General features: G+C 40.7%; 16 protein-coding genes. 9 read left to right on the top strand and 7 right to left on the bottom strand.

Going from position 1 to position 20,739, the window contains the following annotated elements; genetic code table 11:
• Window positions 1-182 precede the first annotated feature (182 nt).
• The 3 genes from NQT65_RS00730 (at window position 183) to NQT65_RS00720 (ending at window position 3,594) form a co-directional block, all read left to right on the top strand.
• The gene (locus NQT65_RS00730; RefSeq protein WP_004588096.1) at window positions 183-1,496 is read left to right on the top strand and encodes a Na+/H+ antiporter NhaC family protein; all 1,314 of its coding nucleotides are present in this window, start codon (window positions 183-185) and stop codon (window positions 1,494-1,496) included.
• Between the two features lie 134 nt (window positions 1,497-1,630).
• Entirely contained in the window at window positions 1,631-2,419 is a 789-nt protein-coding gene (locus tag NQT65_RS00725; RefSeq protein WP_055255029.1) for a hypothetical protein, read from the top strand.
• Between the two features lie 161 nt (window positions 2,420-2,580).
• Window positions 2,581-3,594, top strand: coding sequence for an alpha/beta fold hydrolase (locus NQT65_RS00720; protein ID WP_256850248.1), 1,014 nt, complete (start codon window positions 2,581-2,583; stop codon window positions 3,592-3,594).
• A gap of 71 nt (window positions 3,595-3,665) precedes the next feature.
• Here NQT65_RS00720 and NQT65_RS00715 read toward each other — a convergent pair whose 3' ends face one another.
• Complete coding sequence (locus tag NQT65_RS00715; protein WP_024033379.1) at window positions 3,666-4,463, bottom strand: M48 family metallopeptidase; 798 nt, start codon at window positions 4,461-4,463, stop codon at window positions 3,666-3,668.
• 194 nt (window positions 4,464-4,657) lie between these two features.
• Between NQT65_RS00715 and NQT65_RS00710 the strand changes: the two genes are divergently transcribed.
• Complete coding sequence (locus tag NQT65_RS00710) at window positions 4,658-5,857, top strand: Bcr/CflA family multidrug efflux MFS transporter (protein ID WP_024033378.1); 1,200 nt, start codon at window positions 4,658-4,660, stop codon at window positions 5,855-5,857.
• A 28-nt stretch (window positions 5,858-5,885) separates the two neighbouring features.
• On the opposite strand, the gene grpE is transcribed toward NQT65_RS00710, so the two are convergent.
• Together grpE and NQT65_RS00700 are read right to left on the bottom strand one after the other, a co-directional pair.
• Window positions 5,886-6,500 (bottom strand): nucleotide exchange factor GrpE, encoded by a 615-nt coding sequence (gene grpE / locus NQT65_RS00705; RefSeq protein WP_024033377.1) that lies wholly within the window; start codon window positions 6,498-6,500, stop codon window positions 5,886-5,888.
• Between the two features lie 58 nt (window positions 6,501-6,558).
• Window positions 6,559-7,524 (bottom strand): HrcA family transcriptional regulator, encoded by a 966-nt coding sequence (locus NQT65_RS00700; RefSeq protein WP_256850247.1) that lies wholly within the window; start codon window positions 7,522-7,524, stop codon window positions 6,559-6,561.
• A gap of 284 nt (window positions 7,525-7,808) precedes the next feature.
• Between NQT65_RS00700 and nadK the strand changes: the two genes are divergently transcribed.
• From nadK to NQT65_RS00680, 4 genes are all read left to right on the top strand, one after another.
• Window positions 7,809-8,693, top strand: coding sequence for an NAD(+) kinase (gene nadK, locus NQT65_RS00695; RefSeq protein WP_004588103.1), 885 nt, complete (start codon window positions 7,809-7,811; stop codon window positions 8,691-8,693).
• 75 nt (window positions 8,694-8,768) lie between these two features.
• Window positions 8,769-9,335, top strand: coding sequence for a hypothetical protein (locus NQT65_RS00690; protein WP_138685012.1), 567 nt, complete (start codon window positions 8,769-8,771; stop codon window positions 9,333-9,335).
• 75 nt (window positions 9,336-9,410) lie between these two features.
• Window positions 9,411-11,084: a DNA repair protein RecN gene (gene recN, locus NQT65_RS00685; protein WP_138685013.1), complete on the top strand. Its 1,674-nt coding sequence runs from the start codon at window positions 9,411-9,413 to the stop codon at window positions 11,082-11,084.
• A gap of 37 nt (window positions 11,085-11,121) precedes the next feature.
• Window positions 11,122-11,433, top strand: a complete 312-nt coding sequence (locus NQT65_RS00680) for a hypothetical protein (protein WP_004588106.1) — start codon at window positions 11,122-11,124, stop codon at window positions 11,431-11,433.
• A 12-nt stretch (window positions 11,434-11,445) separates the two neighbouring features.
• Here the strand turns inward: NQT65_RS00680 and NQT65_RS00675 are convergent, their stop codons facing one another.
• The 4 genes from NQT65_RS00675 to NQT65_RS00660 form a co-directional block, all read right to left on the bottom strand.
• Window positions 11,446-12,465, bottom strand: coding sequence for a GGDEF domain-containing protein (locus tag NQT65_RS00675; protein ID WP_256850246.1), 1,020 nt, complete (start codon window positions 12,463-12,465; stop codon window positions 11,446-11,448).
• A 220-nt stretch (window positions 12,466-12,685) separates the two neighbouring features.
• Window positions 12,686-14,101, bottom strand: coding sequence for a glutamate synthase small subunit GltD family protein (locus NQT65_RS00670; RefSeq protein ID WP_004588108.1), 1,416 nt, complete (start codon window positions 14,099-14,101; stop codon window positions 12,686-12,688).
• Between the two features lie 9 nt (window positions 14,102-14,110).
• The gene (gene gltB, locus NQT65_RS00665; RefSeq protein WP_024033372.1) at window positions 14,111-18,568 is read right to left on the bottom strand and encodes a glutamate synthase large subunit; all 4,458 of its coding nucleotides are present in this window, start codon (window positions 18,566-18,568) and stop codon (window positions 14,111-14,113) included.
• Window positions 18,569-19,411: 843 nt separating this feature from the next.
• Complete coding sequence (locus tag NQT65_RS00660; RefSeq protein ID WP_004588110.1) at window positions 19,412-19,750, bottom strand: Grx4 family monothiol glutaredoxin; 339 nt, start codon at window positions 19,748-19,750, stop codon at window positions 19,412-19,414.
• A 267-nt stretch (window positions 19,751-20,017) separates the two neighbouring features.
• On the opposite strand from NQT65_RS00660, the gene NQT65_RS00655 reads away from it, so the two are divergent.
• Complete coding sequence (locus NQT65_RS00655) at window positions 20,018-20,599, top strand: Fe-Mn family superoxide dismutase (RefSeq protein ID WP_004588111.1); 582 nt, start codon at window positions 20,018-20,020, stop codon at window positions 20,597-20,599.
• Window positions 20,600-20,739 lie beyond the last annotated feature (140 nt).

Raw genomic sequence — 20,739 nt, 5'->3', positions numbered from 1 at the left:
ATAATAATAACAATACCAGTTTACTTTAGCCATCTATACATTTAAACTTCTCTTTCGCGTCGATTTGGTCTTTGGCTTGCGGGCGCTGTGGTCATCTACTTTTCAATTAAAGAGTGATCTACTAAATTCAGCTAAAAGAGGAGTTTTGGCTGTGGTTATATTAACTGGTTATGAGGAATACAATGCAGCCAACATTTAATAAAAACAAAGCAATTCTATCTTTGCTTCCCCTTCTTACCTTTGTAGCCCTTTTTTTAGGCTCAGGTTTATATTTACAATCGCAAGGGGTTGATTACGCTTTTTACCAGCTCCCAGCGCCGGTTGCTATACTACCCGCTATTATGCTTGCCTTTATTTTAAACAAAGGCACTGTAAACCAATGTGTTGAAACCTTTATTAAAGGCGCAGGACACAACAACATTATTACCATGTGTTTAATTTATTTACTTGCTGGTGCATTTTCGGCAGTAGCAAGTGCCACCGGTGGTGTGGATGCGGTTGTAAACGCTGGCTTGTCACTTATTCCCCCGTCGCTGTTATTACCTGGGCTATTTTTAATTGCTGCGGTTGTCTCTACTGCAATGGGTACATCAATGGGTACCATTGGTGCTATAGGGCCAATTGCTTATGCGGTATCCGTTAAAACAGGCATCGACCCTGCGCTAATGGCCGGTACTATAGTATCGGGCGCAATGTTTGGTGATAACCTTTCTATTATTTCAGACACAACCATTGCAGCAACGCGTACGCAAGGCTGTGAAATGAAAGACAAGTTTAAAGAAAACTTAAAAATAGCGGTTCCTGCTGCCGTATTAACCATTGCTTTGCTGCTTTATTTAACACCTGCTCCACAAGCTGTAGAAACTAAAGATTTTGATTTATTATTAGTGCTGCCTTATGCCTTTATTTTAGTATTGGCTGTTGCCGGTATGAACGTGTTTGTGGTGCTATTTAGCGGTATTGTATTTGCTGCGCTAATGGGCTTTACCGGCAGCTACGAAGGCGCAAGCTTCGTAAAAGATATTTACAAAGGCTTTACCGATATGCAGGAAATATTTTTACTTTCTATGTTTATTGGTGGCTTATCTGAATTTATTCGTATTAACGGTGGCCTTGATTTTCTGGCACAAAAAATTCAAGCCATTACAAAAGTGATTGCCAAGTGGCACCGCAAAGTAGCTGATCAGCTTGGTATAGCTGCGTTGGTATTAACCAGCAACGTGTGTATAGCCAATAACACGGTATCCATTATTGTTGCAGGCCCTATTGCTAAAAAGCTTGCTGATGATGGCGAAATAAGTGGTAAACGCTCTGCAAGTTTACTCGATATTTTTGCTTGTGTTACGCAAGGCTCACTGCCCTATGGTGCTCAAGCATTACTGTTAGGTGCTACGTTTAAAATTAGCCCGTGGGAAGTGTCAACGTCATCTTACTACTGCTTTATCTTAGCCTTTACTGCCATTGCCGTTATTTGTTTGCGCCGCAATAAAGCCTAAATTTCGTGCAAAATCTTATGTTGCAGCTTAATAAATAAGCTGCAACATATGTTAAAATAATAATCTACAAATCAATACCTTGTGCTATAATGCGCGCTTTCGCGTGTCACTAAAGTTATAGTTAAATATAGATTATGAAATTTAAAAAAATACTTCCCCTAGTTACCCTTACGTCAATCGCTTTATCATCTTCTGCCCTTGCTGCTAATTGGAGCAGTACCGCATTACATGTTAATAATGGCGACCAAAAAAACCCATTTACCAAGCAAGAATCAGACACTACTGTTTACTCGCTGCAACATGCATCGGGCTATGATTACGGTGATAACTTTTTCTTTATTGATTACAGCAAAGACGATACAACCGACGGCTACCAAGATAGCGACTTTTACGGCGAATGGTATTCAACGCTAAGCTTATCGGCTATTAGCGGTGAGAAAATTGGCGCAGGTGCATTATTAGATGTAGGCCTTACTGGCGGAATTAACGTTGCCGGCGATGCCAAAATGATGAAATACCTACCGGGTGTTAAATTAAGCTGGGATGTACCTGGGTTCAACTTTTTTCAAACACTTGTCACTGCCTATATTGATGACAGTGAAGGCGTAGCAAAAGGCGGTGCCCCTATTGAAACTAATAGCTGGATGTTTGATGTAGCCTTTGAATACCCGTTTACCCTAGGCTCGCAAAAATTTAGCTTTAAAGGACACGCTGAGTACATTGCAGAGCGCGAAGATGAATTTGGTAACGACGTAGAAGCGTGGATACTTGCACAGCCTATTTTAGTATGGGATATGGGCCACGCGTTAGAAATGAAAGAAAACACCCTATTACTGGGTATGGAACTGCAATACTGGCATAATAAGCTAGGCACTGAGGTCACTGAATCGGTTCCACAAATACACGTTGAGTGGACTTTTTAAGTCCATACAGTGTAAAACAGAGTCAACATTACTTTTAAACGGAGCACTTAAACAGTGCTCTTTTTTTGCCATGAAAACTATTTAATTGAACAGCCTTTAATACTTAGTTATTGTCTTACTTTAATTAAAGCCGTGTGCTTGCCTTTAATAGGAGTAAGGAAATGCCAGCGATTAAAGTTATTTGTTTGTCTGCATTATTAGCCTTTACTAATAATGCATTTGCCAGTAGTACAGAACCCTATAAAACCCTCTCTTACGATGCACTTTTAACAAATTACCAGTATGATTTTAAAGTAAATTATTTTGATATTGCTTCACAAAAGCAATCGCTAAAAATGGCGTATATTTATTTAAAACCCACGCAAAAAAATATGCCAATAGTGACGCTAATGCACGGTAAAAACTTTAATGCCGACTACTGGAGCCCCACAGCTCGTTACTTACAGTCGCTTGGGTTTGGGGTGCTGATCCCCGATCAAATTGGTTTTGGTAAATCTTCAAAGCCCACTAACTATCAATATTCATTTGCGGCGCTTGCGCATCATACACATGCATTAATGGACTCGCTAAATCTTGAAAAGTCGATTGTTGTTGGCCACTCTATGGGGGGAATGCTAGCGAGCCGTTTTGCATTAATGTACCCAGATACAACCACTAAACTGATTTTGCTTAATCCAATAGGGCTTGAAAACTACTTACACTATGTAAAATACAAAGACACCAACTTTTTTTATAAAAATGAGCTTAACAAAACGCCCGAAGGTGTTAAAAAGTACCAGCAAAAAAACTATTACGATGGTCAATGGAATGCTCAGTATTCAGCATTAACCGACTTTATTACAGGGCAAATACAAGGCCCAGATAAAGAGCAAATTGCCTGGGTTAACGCTAAAACCTACGATATGATTTTTACCCAACCGGTGATCACTGAATTTAAAGACTTAACCGTGCCGGTTAAATTAATTATTGGTACACGTGACAGAACAGGCCCTGGCCGAAACTGGAAAAAAGACGGGATAGATTATCAGCTGGGGCGTTACGACAAATTAGGAAAACACGCTGCTGCGCTTATTCCTGATGCGCAACTGTTTGAACTTGATAATTTAGGTCATTTACCGCAAGTAGAAGATTTTGATCGATTTAAGGCAGTGTTTAAACAAGCACTAAGTGAGTAATAGCTTGATGCTTAATAAAATAAAGCCCCTGTAAGTAAACTGCTTACAGGGGCTTTTTATATAAAACTAATTTACAGCGTACATTGCGGGTTTTTACCCTGCGATTTAGCCGTACTTTGCTCGCTAAGAGCTTCGCTCATTTGCGCTTGTAGATTATTAATTCGATTGCTCGGTGCAGGGTGAGTAGATAAAAACTCAGGTGTGCTACCACTGCCTGCTGCGCTCATATTTTGCCAAAGCGTTACCGACTCTTGTGGGTTAAAGCCAGCCTGCGCCATTAAATCTAAGCCAATGGTATCGGCCTCTGATTCGTGTGAACGGCTAAACGGTAAAACTACGCCGTACTGCGCCCCTAAGCCTAAACCTTGCATAATTTCGTTGCGGTATTGTACGTTGCCCATTTCAAGCGCTGCGCTGCCTAATTGCATACCGGTATCTAAAATTGAGCTTTGCGATACACGCTCATTTGAATGCTCTGCTATAACGTGGCCCACTTCGTGCCCTAGTACGGTTGCAAGCTGATCTTGATTGGTGGCTATTTTTAATAACCCCGTATGAACACCTATATAGCCACCTGGTAATGCAAAGGCATTTGCCGACTCATCTTCAAATACCACAACTTCCCAATTTTGTGAGGCGTATTCTTTTGGTAAAACAGCCACGACCTTTTCAGCAATACAATTTACATACGCATTGGTTTTTGCATCTTTATTGATTGGCTGTGACTCCTTCATTTGAGCAAAACTTGCGGTGCCCATTTCACTCATTTGTTGCTCTGAATACAGCGCAATTTGAGTACGCCCCGTAGGCGATGTTTTACAGCCGGCTAAAACTGCAGTTGCGAGTAAGGCAAGGGCTAGTTTTTTCATAGTGTTTCCTTCAAGTCTTTAATTTTTATTAGTTGTAGAATAGCAAACACGGTGCCAGTTTAGAATCTTTGCTCTTTATTACGCCGCTTTTTATTTTTAATAAATAAATGACCTTGCCAGACAAACTAAGTTTATACCCTTGCATAGCCCTGTTACACTATAAGCCTTGTTTTTAGTGAATGTTGAGTGACTACATGGACGCCTCGGCCTCGTCTTTTAATACCCGAATTTTGTTACCCTTGTTAGCCAGTATTGTTGCTATTACGCCGCTGGCTATAGACATGTACTTACCGGCCATGTTGGTTATTGCGAACGATTTACAAACCACTATGCCAAATGTACAAATTTCGCTAAGTATTTATTTGGCTGGCTACTCGCTAGGCATGTTATTTTTTGGCCCTATTGCCGATCAACTCGGTCGACGAAAACTAGCCCGTATTGGCTTAACCTTATTTGGTGCAAGCTCATTTGCGCTGGCTTTTACCACCGAAATACACACCTTTTGGGTACTTAGAGCCGTGCAAGCATTCACCGGCGCGGCAGCCACTGTGGTTGTGCCTGGCGTAATTAGGCATATTTATCAAAAAAACACCGCTAAGGGCATGTCGTATGTATCTATGATTATGATGGTAGCGCCCTTAGTTGCCCCCTCTGTGGGGTCGTTTATTTTAGGGTTCTCGGTATGGTCAACCATATTCTTGGTTCTTGCTGCCTATAGCTTTTTAATTTTAGCGTTTGTACAAGTGTATTTAATTGATATCCCCATTCATAAAAATGAGAAAAAAGGCCTAGCCTTGTTTTTCGACAGCTATAAAACGGTACTTAGTAATAAAGATGCACGTGCAGACATATTAAGCTCTATGTTTGTCTCGTTTGGCTTTTTTTGCTTTTTAACCTCAGTGCCTTTTGTATACCTAGATTTATATAATGTATCTGAGCAATTATTTGGTATTTTATTCGCATTTAATGTCATGGCACTTATGTGTGGTAACTTTTTAAATACCCGAATTGTACCAAGAATTGGCTCTCGAAAAATGCTGTACATAGGGCTTGTATGTGGCTTTGCCTCTGGGCTGGCACTGCTTACGTTTAGCTTGTTGCAGCTTTCTTTATATTACATTGTAGCGGCCATTGCGCCTTTAATGATGAGCCTAGGGGTAACAGCAAGTAATGCTGATTCATTAATATTAATGAAGTTTGAAAAAAACACCGGTACCGCCACCGCTGTTATTGGAACGCTGCGCTTTGGCAGTGGCGCGCTCGTTGGCCCATTGCTTGCTGTGGTGCATGCAAAAAGTGCAGTGCCGTTTTCAAGCTTAATGTTTAGCGCCGTGCTATTAACTATGCTGGTGCAGTTAATCCATTATAAAATAGACAAAAAAAATGCCTCATAATGAGGCATTTTTTATAAACAGTGACTAATTAAGCGTCTGCTGCTTTAGATACCATAACCATTGCAGGGCGTAATAAACGACCATTTAATGTGTATCCTTTTTGCATTACTGCAAGTACCGTGTTTGGTGAAACATCGTTACTTGGTTGGATAGACATTGCTTGGTGGAATTCTGGATTAAATTGCTCACCTTGTGGGTTAACAATTTCAACGCCAAACTTTGCAACCGCATCGTTAAAGCTTTTAACTGTCATATCAATACCTTCAAGCAATGGCTTTAGGGTTTCGTTTTCTTTATCAGAAAACTCAATAGCACGCTCTAGGTTATCGATTACTGGAAGTAATTCGTTAGCAAACTTTTCCAGTGCAAATTTATGTGCTTTTTCTACATCTTGTGCAGCACGACGACGAATGTTATCTACATCTGCGGCGGCGCGTACAACGCTGTCTTTTTGATCCGCAATGGTTTGCTTAGCGGCTTCAAGCTCTGCGTATAGCATTGCAATTTCAGCTTCAGGGCTTTGCTCTTGGTCTGCTTCGTGTTGCTCTGCGGCTTCTACTGCTGCTTCAACATCAGCTTCCATTTGAGCTACTTCTTCGTTTAGTTCTACTTCTTGCTCTGGGTTTTGTGTCTGCTCAGACATAAAATACGTGCTCCAATTCTTTACAACTGCGGTAATTATGGGGATTGAATAAAAAGATTCAAGAGTTAGATGGCTCTAATAATTTAAATTCTTGGATTAATTGTTCAATTTGCGCCGATTTAGGGCAAATTACGCAAAAGCGGCTTTGATACTCTTGATTTTGAAAGTACGGCACACTAATTACTATCAGCTCATTACACTCTGTAAACGGTAAGTTTTCAGTGTTTAAAACTGATACACCGTTTTTAAATGCGAGTTTATCTTCGACAAAATTTAAAAATGAAACGCCAATATTTAAGCTTTGTTCGCAATCGACCTTTTTATATAAATAGTTTTCGCCTACTACAATACTGTTATCTGATCCAAGCTTGTGACTAAGCTGGCGCGTCCACTGTGTCAGTGAGTCATGGCAATTACGCGGTGCGGTGTTTGCCATTGCTTGCATTCTGTACAAACCTTCCATTAAGGTTTGTTGGCTAAATACTGTGTTTAACCAAGTTGCAAATTGATAACGCACGGCATCTGAGGAATCATCAGGTTTGTTGATACAAATATTATGGCTTTGCCCTGCTCTATCTATTAGCAATACAAGCCAATCGTTAGAATCAAACTCAAGCACTTCTACTCTAAACACTTGTTGTGAGCTTGCTTGGGGTAAGCCTACACAACAACATACTTGATACTTTTTACTTAATCCATGGGCCAGCTTCACAAGTTGTGCTTGCTTTGGCTGCCAGTAATTAGCTATTTTAGCTAACGGAAAAAACTCATCAAACCAATAATCAAACCCTTGGTTTGTAGGTACACGCCCTGCCGATGTATGAGGGGAATATAACAAGCCTACTTTTTCAAGTCGCGCCATAGCATTTCGTACCGTGGCAGAACAAACCGCCATGCCTTTTTGCTTCGCTATTTTTGTTGATGGAACGGGCAACCCTTCACCATTACAATAAAGGCTCATCACTGCTGAAAAGATTTTTTGATCTCGCGGGTTTATATTCATGTTATCTACATCTTGTTGCATGAAAGAGATATCGGGGCAGTTAAAACAAATTCAAGCCTAAAGCACGCTTTAAGTGAATATGTTGTTGCATGCATTACAATAAAACACTGCTGCAACTATTTTTAAGCATTAAATACAAAAATTAAAGGGGTAATTTAATCTGTTGAGCCAATAATCAGCTCTTAGGTGAGCTTGGCAATATACAGGCGTAATTGAATCATTATCATATTGGTAAATCTGTGTTTTCAAACACTACTGTTTTGAGTTACCCTACAAAAATATTATTACTTTTTATTGCAGCCGTTATGCACTCACCGTTTAAAACTATTGGCCTTATAGGTAAACCAAACCATCCTAAAGCTGCGGCTACGTTACAGCGTTTACATACTTTTTTATCGGCTCTTGGCTTTACCGTGATTGTAGAAAAGCGCACCGGTGGGCAGTTATCGGATGTCCCTGATACTCATCAAGTTGACCTTGTTAGCTTAGGCGAGCAAGCCGACCTTGCTATTGTTGTAGGGGGTGATGGCAATATGCTTGGTGCGGCTCGCGTACTGGCACGCTTTGACGTAGCTGTAATAGGCGTAAACAGAGGTAATTTAGGGTTTTTAACCGACTTAAACCCAGAGGGCTTTGAAGGTAGCCTAGAGCAAGTGTTAAGCGGCGAATATTTAGAAGAAAAACGCTTTTTGCTCGAGGTGGAAGTATACCGCCATAACGAACTTAAAAGTGCGAATTCAGCCGTTAACGAAGCGGTGCTACACGCCGACAAAGTTGCCCACATGATCGAGTTTGAAGCTTTTATTAATAATGATTTTGTGTTTTCTCAGCGCTCTGATGGCTTAATTGTATCAACCCCTACCGGCTCTACAGCTTATTCTTTATCGGGTGGCGGGCCCATTTTAACACCTGAGCTTAATGCAATTTCGTTAGTGCCTATGTTTCCGCATACATTATCAAGCAGACCCTTAGTGGTTGATGCCGATAACGAGGTACGCTTAAAGTTAAGCCTTGAGAACACTGACAGCTTACAAGTCAGTTGCGACAGCCATGTAGTGCTTGCCGTTTTACCCGGCGATGAAGTGGTTATTAAAAAAGCCGACAGAAAACTGCGCTTAATTCACCCAAAAAACTACTCTTACTACAACGTTTTACGTACTAAACTTAATTGGGGCAGCCGTTTATACTAATTTTATTGCCAAGCGTAGTGCTTTAGCGCAAAATACAAGACAAATAAAAATTAATCAAACTAGGAATATCTAGCAATGACTTATGTTGTTATCTTTGCTTTGTTATTACTTATCACTTTGCTTGGCGCTTATATTAGAGTTGAAAACAATAGAAAAAAAGCGTTAGAAACCAAGAAAAAACAATTTAACGAACGTGTTGCCCAAGTAAACACTCGCCTCAAAACCAAGCTAAACAATTTATTAGAAGCCAAAATAATAAGACCTAAGTATGTAGCGCAAATTCAGGCAATTGTGACCAATTTTTTTGTGGTTCAGCCCCATACTGATGAAAACCTACAGCATTTAGAAGATATTAGCGACAGCTTAGTGAGCACGCTTTCGATTGAGTTTCAAAAAGCACTGCAAAGTGAAAACGCCCAAGCGCTACAAGATAATATACAGTACTTTGTGAGTGAGTTACCCCAGCAAGGCATACTATATAATAAAGCATTTTATCACGAAATTTTACCCTCATTGATTGTACAAATTAAAACTGACACACCTGTAAGCCCAAGCGAAAGCCTTGAAAATACTGACGAAACCCCTTCTGATGAAAGTACTGACTCTGATAGTCAGTTTTCTCAAAATGCGAGCGTTGCTTAAAAAGTAAAAAATTAATTTGCAAAAAACCTAAACACTGTATAAATTAACAGTTAATTCACTGGATGGATGAACAGTATGTTAATTGGTTTAGAAATTAAAAATTTTGCAATTGTAAGTAACTTAAGCACTGAGTGGCATAACGGCATGACGGCGATCACGGGTGAAACCGGCGCGGGTAAATCGATTGCCATTGATGCACTTTCACTGTGTTTAGGCGAGCGCGCTGAAGCGTCGGCGGTTCGCCCTGGTACAGATAAAGCAGAAGTGTGCGCACAATTTGATTTAACTGCCCTTCCTCTTGCTAAAGCATTTTTAGAACAACACATGCTAACGAGTAACGACAACGAATGCCTACTTAGACGCGTTGTATGTAAAAATGGCCGCAGCAAAAGCTATATTAATGGCAGCGCTGTTACAGCAGCTCAACTTAAAGAGCTGGGACAGTATTTAATTTCTATACACGGACAGCACGCTCATCAGCACCTTTTAAAAGCTGAACACCAGCTGCAACTGCTAGACGCCTACGCAGGCCACAACCAGCTTGTAAAAGCGGTTAGCCAAAGCTTTAAATTATATGCAAACCTGCAAAAAGAATTTAAACAGCTTGAGCAACAGCAATTACAACAAGCCGCTCAAAAACAATTACTCGAATACCAAGTTGCCGAATTAGATGAGTTTGCCTTACAAGACGGCGAGTTTGAACAAATAGAGGCCGAACATTACAAGCTAAGTAACAGCCAAACCATTTTAGAAGCCTGCCAGCGCGAACTTCAGCATTTATACGAAAGTGATGAGCAAAATGCCTGTTCAATGCTGCAACACAGCGCTCAGCAATTTGCCGAGCTTGCAAATTATGACGAAAGCTTAGCAAGTGTAGCTGCATTATTAGATGAAGCCGCAGTGCAAGTTGAAGAAGCAAGCAGAGAAGTAAGAAACTACGCAGAGCAAGCCGACTTAGACCCTGCTCGATTAACAGAAGTAGAAGCGCGCTTAAGTGGCGCGATGGACTTAGCCCGTAAGCATCATATAAAGCCTCAAGAGCTGGTTGAGTTTCATCAAGGTTTAACACAAGAGCTAGAGTCAATTAGTAACAATAGCTCACGTTTGGCGCAATTAGACGATGAAATAAGTAATGCGCTAAGTGCATACCAGCACGCCAGTGATCAGCTAAGCGAAAGTCGCCATAAATATGCTAATACATTAAATCAATTAATTAGTGAAAGCATGGCTAATTTATCGATGGAAAATGGGGTCTTTGAAATTCAGCTTACCCAAGAAGCTGAGCGCCAACCCAATGCATTAGGTTTTGATAGCGTCTCGTTTTTAGTCTCTACTAATCCTGGGCAGCCATTGCAACCTTTAGCTAAAGTCGCCTCGGGTGGTGAGCTGTCGCGTATTAGCCTTGCCATACAGGTGATCATTGCCCAAAAAGTGACAACACCAACGCTTATTTTTGACGAAGTGGATGTAGGTATATCAGGTCCTACCGCCTCCTCTGTAGGGAAGTTATTACGCCAACTAGGAAAATCAACACAGGTTATTTGTGTAACCCATTTACCCCAGGTTGCAAGTAGTGCGCATCAGCAGTTTTTTGTAGCAAAAGAAATAGCACAAGGCGAGACCTTTACTCAAATGCTCAGCCTAAATAAAGATGGCCGTATTAATGAAATTGCACGCTTACTTGGTGGCGATAATATAAGTAAAACCGCTAAAGCAAATGCTAAAGAGCTTATTATGGCGCACGCATAAGTTATACTTTTGCTACAACAGTGGAGAGACGTTTTAAATGCAAAGCATGCTGATAAATTTTTGCCATGTTACTGGGTGGCTACTTGTTGTTTTAAGCTTTTTACTTATCGGGTTTAGTAAGTTTAAGCACGCAGAATTTAAGCTAAAACTCTTTAGCTTTTTAAAACTTATATTGGTTTATCAAGTAACGGTGAGTGTTTGGCAGTGGTTTATTATTGGCAACATAGTGGCTAATAATCAATGGTTACTTTTATTAGCACAGATACTGTGCAGTGCAATGTGCTATTTAAGTTTACAGCGGCGAAAAAGTAAAAGCCGCCCCAACCTTGATAGCTTTTCTATGGATTAACTAACGCAAGCGTTAAGAGCAAGTTCTATTTTTACCTTGCTCTTTTGCTTTGTATAATCGCTCGTCGGCAAGCTTTATGTCTTGGGCTATGGTTGTATCTAACTGGCTTTGCACAAGCCCCATACTTATAGTTAATACCACCGATTTTCCATTCATCCGCACTGGATTTTTTTGTAATTCGACATGAATTTTTTCTGCAATACTTTGCCCCTGATCTTTGTCGCTGTTTGGTAGTGCAATTAAAAACTCTTCACCGCCCCACCGAGAAGCAATACCTTGCTTTGGCATGCTCTTTTTTAAAATATTGGCAAGTTGGGTTAACGCTTCATCACCAAAGTCGTGGCCGTAGTTATCATTAATGTTTTTGAAATTATCAACATCAGCTAGCAAAATTACATACGGCTGCTTAGTTTTTTTATGAAGATGTTTAAGCTCAGCAAGTTCTTTCATCATAAAACGTCTGTTAGGTAAATCAGTTAAGTGATCTATTGTGGCAAGGCGCTCATTTTTTTGACTCAGCGCGACTATTTTTTCATTGTATTTTTCGCGTGAGCGCTCATAAAAACCACTTAATAAAGCAACAATAATAAAAGAAATGACCACCCTCAGCGGAAGTGCTTCAGGCTGATAATCATAAATATTAAAGTTATCTGTAATAATAAAGCCGGCGATCACGGCAAATAAAAAGGCAACAATATCAAATGTTCCTTTTTTAAGGCCTCTAATAGAGTAAGTCACCGGTGATACAATAAATATCCAAATTGGCCCAGTACCTTCAGCTCCGCCCGAGATCACTAAATACAGCATTAAACAGTAAAGGTTATATAAAATGGTGGTCGCTGATTTTTCGACTGCGCGGTAAAGGCTAAAAGCCCACGCATAAAAACCAGCTGAAACTAGCAGCATAATACCAAGCACTACATCAGCATTAGACAGTGCATTACACGCCATAGCGAAGGTAGCTATAAATCCGATGGTCGAAAAAAAGCGAACAATTAGCTTTCTTTCTCTGTTGTCTGAGTATGCATTCATATTATTATTTTTTATTTGCAAGCGAGCTCTAAAAGCTCATTTTCCGAGGATTTAAAAAAAGAAGTTAGCAGCAAGTTTGTACTGAAATAGTACTTTAAGCAAGATTTACACGTTAATTATTGGTTAATGACAATTTTTTAATACTTTTTCATTTGAAAAAAAGCAAAAAAAAGCAAGCCAGTTGGCTTGCCTTTATTATATTTAAAACTTAACGAGATAATTAAACCTCTAAATAATCCATAATACCTTCAGCAGCGTTACGCCCTTCAAAAATAGCCGTTACCACTAAATCAGAGCCTCGCACTATATCGCCACCTGCAAATATTTTCGGATTAGTTGTTTGATGAGTAAATTCACCTTGCTCTGGTGCGTTAATGCCGCCCCAGTGGTTAATTTCTACATCATACTTTTCTAACCAGTCCATTTTGTGTGGTTTAAAGCCAAACGCCATAATAACCTGGTCTGCCTCAAGTACGTGCTCAGAGCCTGGTACAACTTCTGCTCGGCTACGGCCGTTTTCATCAGGCTCACCCAGTTGCGTTTTAACCATTTTAACGCCTGCAACATGACCATTATCGTCAAGTACAATACCCGTTGGCTGTACATTAAAGGTAAAGTTTACACCTTCTTCTTTAGCGTTTTTAACTTCACGCTTAGAGCCTGGCATATTTTCTTCATCACGGCGATAAGCACAAGTTACTTTAGCTGCATTTTGGCGAATAGACGTTCGCACACAGTCCATCGCGGTATCACCACCGCCAAGTACCACAACCTTTTGATTGGCCATATCAATGCACGCTTGGTTTTTTTCATCGTAACCCATAACGCGATTTGTGTTACCAATTAAAAATGGCAGTGCGTCGTGTACGCCTGGCGCGTCTTCGTTTTCAAGACCAGCACGCATACTCTGATACGTACCTACACCTAAAAATACCGCGTCGTAGTCAGCTAAAATTTCGTCCATAGTGATATCTACACCCACTTCAACGTTTAGCTTAAATTCCACACCCATTTCGGTGAAAATTTCACGGCGCTTTTGCATTACTTCTTTTTCAAGTTTAAAAGAAGGGATACCAAAAGTAAGTAATCCACCAATTTCCGGGTGACGGTCAAAAACCACTGGCTTTACACCGTTACGTACTAAAATATCTGCGCACCCTAAACCAGCCGGACCCGCTCCAATAATAGCTACTTTTTTATCCGTCCATGTCACGTATGACATGTCTGGTTTCCAGCCCATTTTAAATGCGGTATCGGTAATGTATTTTTCAATATTACCTATCGTTACTGCGCCAAACTCTTCATCAAGCGTACATGAACCTTCACACAGTCTGTCTTGTGGACAAACGCGTCCACACACTTCAGGTAAACTGTTTGTACGATGAGAAAGCTCAGCCGCTTCTAAAATACGGCCAGTTCTAATTAGTTTTAACCACTGTGGAATGTAGTTATGCACTGGGCATTTCCATTCACAGTAAGGGTTACCACAGTCTAAACAACGGTCAGCTTGTGAATTTACCTGATTCTCAGAAAAGGGTTCGTAAATTTCCACGAAAGATTTTTTACGCGACGAGATTGGTTTTTTGCGCGGATCAACACGCTGCACGTCTATAAATTGATATACATTTTCGCTCATACTGCCCCCTTATTGCGCTTGAACACGAAGTTCTGCGCTACTGCGAGCGCGGTGCCCGAGTAAACTTTTTACATCACTTGATTTTGGTTTAACTAGTTTGAACATAGGTAAGTACAGTTCAAAATTAGCTAAAATGGTTTCTGCTCGACATGAACCCGTAAGCTCTAAATGCTCGGCAATTAGGCCACGCAAATGCTCTTGGTGCGAACTTAAATCATCAAGTGTTACTACTTCTACAAGCTCTGGATTAATGCGTTTTTCAAAGTCACTTCGCTCATCTAAAATATAAGCAAAACCACCTGTCATACCCGCACCAAAGTTAACGCCTACATTACCTAGCACGCATACAACGCCGCCAGTCATGTATTCACAGCCGTTATCACCTACGCCTTCAACAACGGCTTGCACGCCAGAGTTACGTACTGCAAAACGCTCACCAGCACAGCCTGCGGCAAATAACTTACCACCCGTAGCACCGTACAAACATGTGTTACCAGCAATAGTCGCTTTATGACTTTCAAACGATGATCCCAGTGGTGGGCGTATAACAAGCTTACCACCGGCCATGCCTTTACCCACATAGTCGTTTGCATCGCCAATAAGGGTCATCTCTAGGCCACCGGCATTCCAAACACCAAATGATTGCCCTGCTGTACCATGTAGTTCAATAGATACCGGATCTGCAGCCATACCTTGATTGCCGTGCTTAGAGGCTATGTAACCCGACAGCATTGCGCCCACTGAACGGTCTGTATTACATATGCGGCTTACTAGCGAAATACCCGAAGAGGTATCAATCGCTTGTTGCGCTTTACCTAGTAACGTTTCGTTAAGTTCGCCTAAATAGTGTGAGCTATTTGGTGCGCTGCAAAATAAGGTTTCGCCCGTTGGGTTATTTGGCTGAGCAATTACAGACGATAAATCTATTTTCTTTTGCTTCGCTGTTTTACCTTCAATCGCTTCTAATAAGTCTAAACGACCAATTAAGTCAGTTAGATTAGCAACACCTAAGCTTGCCATAATTTCACGTGCTTCTTGAGCTATAAACTTAAAGTAGTTCATCGCCATTTCTGGTAAGCCGTGGTAATGCTTTTGACGAAGTGTTTCATCTTGCGTTGCAACACCGGTCGCACAGTTATTTAAATGACAAATACGTAAGTATTTACAACCTAGCGCCACCATTGGGCCTGTACCAAAGCCAAAGCTCTCTGCACCTAAAATAGCGGCTTTAATGATATCTAAACCCGTTTTTAAACCACCATCTGTTTGCAGGCGAATACGGTGACGAAGACCATTTTCAACAAGCGCTTGCTGGGTTTCTGCAAGGCCAAGCTCCCACGGGCTACCCGCGTATTTAACTGACGTTAATGGGCTTGCACCGGTACCACCATCGTAACCTGAGATAGTAATTAAGTCGGCGTACGCTTTAGCTACGCCTGTGGCAATTGTGCCTACACCCGGCTCAGATACTAACTTCACCGATATCATCGCTTCTGGGTTTACTTGTTTTAAATCGAATATTAGCTGGGCTAAATCTTCAATTGAGTAAATATCGTGATGCGGTGGTGGTGAAATTAATGTTACACCGGGTACCGAATAACGAAGCTTTGCAATATATGGCGTTACTTTTTCGCCTGGTAATTGTCCGCCTTCACCAGGTTTAGCACCCTGCGCCACTTTAATTTGAATTACATCAGCATTACGAAGGTAGTGCGGCGTTACACCAAAACGACCCGAGGCAACTTGTTTAATACGTGAGTTTTTCTCGGTGTTGTAGCGCAGCTTATCTTCACCGCCTTCACCTGAATTTGAACACCCGCCTAAGCGGTTCATTGCAATGGCAAGCGCTTCATGCGCCTCAGGCGAAAGTGCACCAATACTCATAGCTGCAGAGTCAAAGCGCTGGTATAAAAATTCAGCCGGCTCAACATCATCAATGCTAATGCCTTTTTCAGGTAATTTAAGCGCTAACATATCGCGCAGCGTTGCAATAGGACGGTTATTAACTAAATCAGCATAGGCTGCGTAGTCTTTATAATCGCCTGAACGTACGGCCTTTTGTAGCGTTTGAATAACATCTGGGTTGTAAGCGTGGTATTCACCACCGTGAACGTATTTTAATAAACCGCCATGGCTCAGTAATTTACGCTTACTAAAAGCAAGTTTATGTAGCTTTTGCTGATCAATATCAAAATCGCTAAAACAGGCGCCTTTAATACGACTTGCCACACCTTTAAAGCACATGTCTACCATAGCATCAGATAGACCAACCGCTTCAAAAAGCATTGAACAACGGTACGATGCAATTGTACTTATGCCCATCTTAGACATAATTTTGTACAAGCCTTTATTAATGGCTTTTCGGTACGAAAGCGTCACTTCGCAGTACGATTTATCAATCACTTTACTGTCGCTCATCGCAACCAGTGACTCGTATGCAAGGTATGGGTAAATTGCGGTTGCACCAAAACCAAGTAATACGGCAAATTGGTGTGCATCGCGTACGCTACCCGTTTCAATAATAATATTAGACTCACAACGTAAGTTATTATCTACTAGACGTTTTTGTACAGCACCTACCGCCATAGCAGCAGGAATTGGTAATTGGGTTTCGCTAAAGTTACGGTCAGATAAAATAAGCATTACACAGCCGGCTGCTGCTTTTTCTTGTGCAGCGTCGCAAATACGTGCAACCGCTTTTTCTAAACCTTCCTCTGCTGTGTATGTAATATCAATTTTACAGTAGCTGTAATGCTCGTCATCGGCATTTAGTAGCTGCTGCATGTCTGCATACATTAAAATTGGCGTATCAAACTGTAGGCGCTTAGCGTGGCCTGTAGTTTCATTAAATACATTTTGCTCACTACCAATACACGTTGCCAGTGACATTACGTGGTTTTCACGCAGCGGGTCTATTGGCGGGTTAGTCACTTGTGCAAACTTTTGGCGGAAGTAATCGTACAATGAACGATGCCCTTCGCTAAGTACTGCAAATGGCGTGTCATCACCCATAGAGCCTGTTGCTTCTTGGCCGTTTTCACCCATTACGCGAATAACACTATCGAGCTCTTCGTTAGTGTAACCAAACATTTTTTGGTATTTAACAAGTGTTTCGTCATCAAATGAGCGATTACCCGCATCTTGCTCGGTAAGCTCTTCAAACGGGGTTAAACGTTTAACGTTTTCTTCAAGCCATGACTTATAAGGATGACGCGATTTTAAATCTTGGTCGATTTCGTCTGAGTGCCAAATTTTGCCTAATTTAGTATCAATTACTAAAAGCTCACCTGGTCCTACACGGCCTTTTTCGACCACTTCATCTGCAGTGTAATCCCAAATCCCTACCTCAGAGGCAAGTGTAATAAAGCCATCTTGAGTAATAACATAGCGCGCTGGACGCAGGCCATTTCTGTCAAGGTTACAGGCTGCAAAACGCCCATCAGACATAACAATGCCCGCAGGGCCATCCCACGGTTCCATGTGCATAGAGTTAAAGTCGTAAAATGCGCGTAAGTCATCATCCATAGCACGGTTCTTCTGCCATGCAGGTGGCACAAGCATACGCATAGCACGGAATAAATCCATGCCACCTGCTAAAAACAGCTCCAGCATGTTATCTAAGCTTGAAGAGTCAGAGCCGGTTTCGTTTACAAACGGCGCTGCACTTTGTAAATCAGGAATAAGTGGTGATGAAAACTTATACGAACGTGCACGAGCCCATTGGCGGTTACCTTCAATGGTATTAATTTCACCATTATGCGCTAAATACCTAAATGGTTGTGCTAAAGGCCAACGCGGCTGAGTATTAGTAGAAAAACGCTGATGGAATACACAAATAGCGCTGGTCATACGAATATCAGCTAAGTCTAAATAAAAGTTAGGCAAATCTGCAGGCATCATAAGGCCTTTATAGATAGTCACTAACCCCGATAAACTCGCAATATAAAACGACTCATCCTCTGCTAAACGCTTTTCTGCACGGCGACGTGCTACATATAAACGTCGCTCTAAATCTTTAGAACGCCATCCTTCAGGCGCACTAACAAAAATTTGCTCAAAACCAGGTAATTGCTGTGTAGCAATTGGCCCTAGCATTGAAGGGTCAGTAGGCACTTCACGCCAACCGAGTATTTTAAGTGTTTCTTGTTCTAATTCTTCACATAAAACCTGTTTTGCAGCTTGTGCTAAAACGGGATCTGAATTTAAGAAAACCATGCCTACGGCGTAATTTTTACCTAAGTGCCAATTATGCTCACTCGCAATAGCACGGAAAAAACTGTCAGGTTTTTGTAGTAATAAACCACAGCCGTCACCTGTTTTACCATCGGCAGAAATACCACCGCGGTGCTGCATGCGATCAAGTCCAGTAATAGCTGTACGAATAAGCCGATGACTAGCTTGACCATTTACTTGGGCTATTAAGCCAAAGCCACAATTATCTTTTTCTAATGTTGAGTCGTATAACATAGACCCCTCCCTTGCTGCACTGTTAACGTGAATGAACTGCTCGACGATTTGCTAACAGACGCACAAAACTAGCCTCTATAGTAAATAGAGTCAATATTATTTTGAATACATATTCACATTCTTGAATATTTCTCACTTCAAGGCAAGATTTCTTTTTTACCCATAAGTTTTAACAATTAGCGCTTATTTGCGCGTTATTTTTTCATGACACTGGTGTCAATTTTAACATTTTGTAAAAACAAAGGCGTTAAAGCAATACCCTTTACGTAAACGTAAAGCGCCAAGCCAGTGAATAAATATTCACTAATTTCTAACGGGTTCAGTTAACATTTAGATAGTTTAATGCGTTTTAAATAAATTAGAGGCTTAGGATCACGCTTTTTTAGAGTTCATTAGTATAGTTATTAATTGTGGTGTCGTTTTTAGTGCAGATGTAGTGAATTTTTATTTATTACCAATTCGCTTGATTGAGCGAACTATTTTGAGGCTGGAAAAACGTGTTGATAGCTAGGAAAAACTCGCTACTTGGTTGTTCTAAAAAGAATTCTTTAACGCAAATAGCGACACGTTTAGCCCCGCAAAATGACTACGTCTTATTGCGCATTGATATAAAACTCATATTTTAATTAAAATTCGCGCTTATAATAAGTAGCTTTGTTGCTTACTTATCCTGACTAGGTGCACCTAAACGAGGAGCGAAGGCTGAGTTTACTAACTATTGAGCACAAATTAATGGTTATAATCACCCACTGATGGGCTGTTCAAGAGATTAAGACGTAAGAAAGTTAATAGGCACAAAAAAGCCACGTAAAACGTGGCTTTAATAATCTAGCAAAGTAGCAATTACTCTGCGTCAGCTTCTTTATACTTAGCTGCAGTTTCAGTGATCAGTGGCTGTAATTCACCACGTTGAAACATTTCAATGATAATGTCACATCCACCTACTAATTCGCCCTCAACCCAAAGCTGTGGGAAAGTAGGCCAATTTGCGTATGCTGGTAACTCAGCGCGAATATCTGGATTAAGTAAAATATCAACATAGGCAAATGGTTCGCCACATGACATTAGAGCTTGTGACGCTTGTGAAGAAAAACCACAATTTGGTAATTTAGGCGACCCTTTCATGTAAAGGATAATTGGGTTTTCTGAAATCTGCTGTTTAATTTTATCAATGGTTTCCATCTACAACCTCAAAATGACGATAGCTTGATATACCTAGGGCTTGAAAATAAATCATTGTGGCCACAGATATATAACTTAAAATGGGCAAATAAAGCCGCAATTGAAATAGTCTTTAGCAATAGCATTGCTGTTTGCTTAAACTTGAGTAAAATACTCAACAATTATAGTAACACTATATTTTCGTTTGGTATAGGTAAGTGCTCTGTTCTATCAGGCATTACGTACTATCAAGCGAGTTATCAACCAAAAGAAGATGGAGATAAAAAAATGGCATTTGAACTACCGTCACTACCATATGCAATTGATGCACTTGAGCCTCATATTTCACAAGAAACTCTTGAGTATCACCACGGTAAGCACCACAACACTTACGTTGTTAAATTAAACGGTTTAATTCCAGGTACTGAATTTGAAAACAAATCTTTAGAAGAGATTGTTTGTTCATCTGAAGGTGGCGTATTTAACAACGCTGCACAAATTTGGAACCACACTTTCTACTGGAACTGTCTATCTCCAAATGGCGGCGGCGAGCCAACAGGTGCTATCGCTGACGCTATTAACGCTAAATGGGGCTCTTTTGACGCGTTTAAAGATGCATTAAACGACAAAGCGGTTAATAACTTTGGTTCTAGCTGGACATGGTTAGTTAAATTAGCTGACGGTTCATTAGATATCGTAAACACGTCTAACGCAGCAACACCGCTTACAGACGAAGGTGTTACACCAATCCTAACTGTGGATTTATGGGAACACGCTTACTACATTGATTACCGTAACGTTCGTCCTGATTACCTTAAAGGTTTTTGGGCGCTTGTTAACTGGGAATTCGCGAACGCTAACTTCGCTTAATTAGCTATTATACGCTGATTTAAAAAGACGCCTCGGCGTCTTTTTTTATGCCTTTATAAAATTAAAATCGCCTTTATACGCTCTAAATTGCTAATTTAGCCACATGATCTTTTTTCACTTAAATTTTTAATTTTATTGCA

It is taken from the genome of Pseudoalteromonas agarivorans (assembly GCF_024518735.1).
Lineage (GTDB): Bacteria > Pseudomonadota > Gammaproteobacteria > Enterobacterales > Alteromonadaceae > Pseudoalteromonas > Pseudoalteromonas atlantica.
This window is presented reverse-complemented; position numbering and strand designations above follow the sequence as displayed.

Bases quoted from the DNA above. Each gene is read 5' to 3' on its own strand.
- NQT65_RS00730 (WP_004588096.1), top strand. From the start codon at position 183: ATGCAGCCAACATTTAATAAAAACAAAGCAATTCTATCTTTGCTTCCC.
- NQT65_RS00725 (WP_055255029.1), top strand. From the start codon at position 1,631: ATGAAATTTAAAAAAATACTTCCCCTAGTTACCCTTACGTCAATCGCT.
- NQT65_RS00720 (WP_256850248.1), top strand. From the start codon at position 2,581: ATGCCAGCGATTAAAGTTATTTGTTTGTCTGCATTATTAGCCTTTACT.
- NQT65_RS00715 (WP_024033379.1), bottom strand. From the start codon at position 4,463: ATGAAAAAACTAGCCCTTGCCTTACTCGCAACTGCAGTTTTAGCCGGC.
- NQT65_RS00710 (WP_024033378.1), top strand. From the start codon at position 4,658: ATGGACGCCTCGGCCTCGTCTTTTAATACCCGAATTTTGTTACCCTTG.
- grpE (WP_024033377.1), bottom strand. From the start codon at position 6,500: ATGTCTGAGCAGACACAAAACCCAGAGCAAGAAGTAGAACTAAACGAA.
- NQT65_RS00700 (WP_256850247.1), bottom strand. From the start codon at position 7,524: ATGCAACAAGATGTAGATAACATGAATATAAACCCGCGAGATCAAAAA.
- nadK (WP_004588103.1), top strand. From the start codon at position 7,809: ATGCACTCACCGTTTAAAACTATTGGCCTTATAGGTAAACCAAACCAT.
- NQT65_RS00690 (WP_138685012.1), top strand. From the start codon at position 8,769: ATGACTTATGTTGTTATCTTTGCTTTGTTATTACTTATCACTTTGCTT.
- recN (WP_138685013.1), top strand. From the start codon at position 9,411: ATGTTAATTGGTTTAGAAATTAAAAATTTTGCAATTGTAAGTAACTTA.
- NQT65_RS00680 (WP_004588106.1), top strand. From the start codon at position 11,122: ATGCAAAGCATGCTGATAAATTTTTGCCATGTTACTGGGTGGCTACTT.
- NQT65_RS00675 (WP_256850246.1), bottom strand. From the start codon at position 12,465: ATGAATGCATACTCAGACAACAGAGAAAGAAAGCTAATTGTTCGCTTT.
- NQT65_RS00670 (WP_004588108.1), bottom strand. From the start codon at position 14,101: ATGAGCGAAAATGTATATCAATTTATAGACGTGCAGCGTGTTGATCCG.
- gltB (WP_024033372.1), bottom strand. From the start codon at position 18,568: ATGTTATACGACTCAACATTAGAAAAAGATAATTGTGGCTTTGGCTTA.
- NQT65_RS00660 (WP_004588110.1), bottom strand. From the start codon at position 19,750: ATGGAAACCATTGATAAAATTAAACAGCAGATTTCAGAAAACCCAATT.
- NQT65_RS00655 (WP_004588111.1), top strand. From the start codon at position 20,018: ATGGCATTTGAACTACCGTCACTACCATATGCAATTGATGCACTTGAG.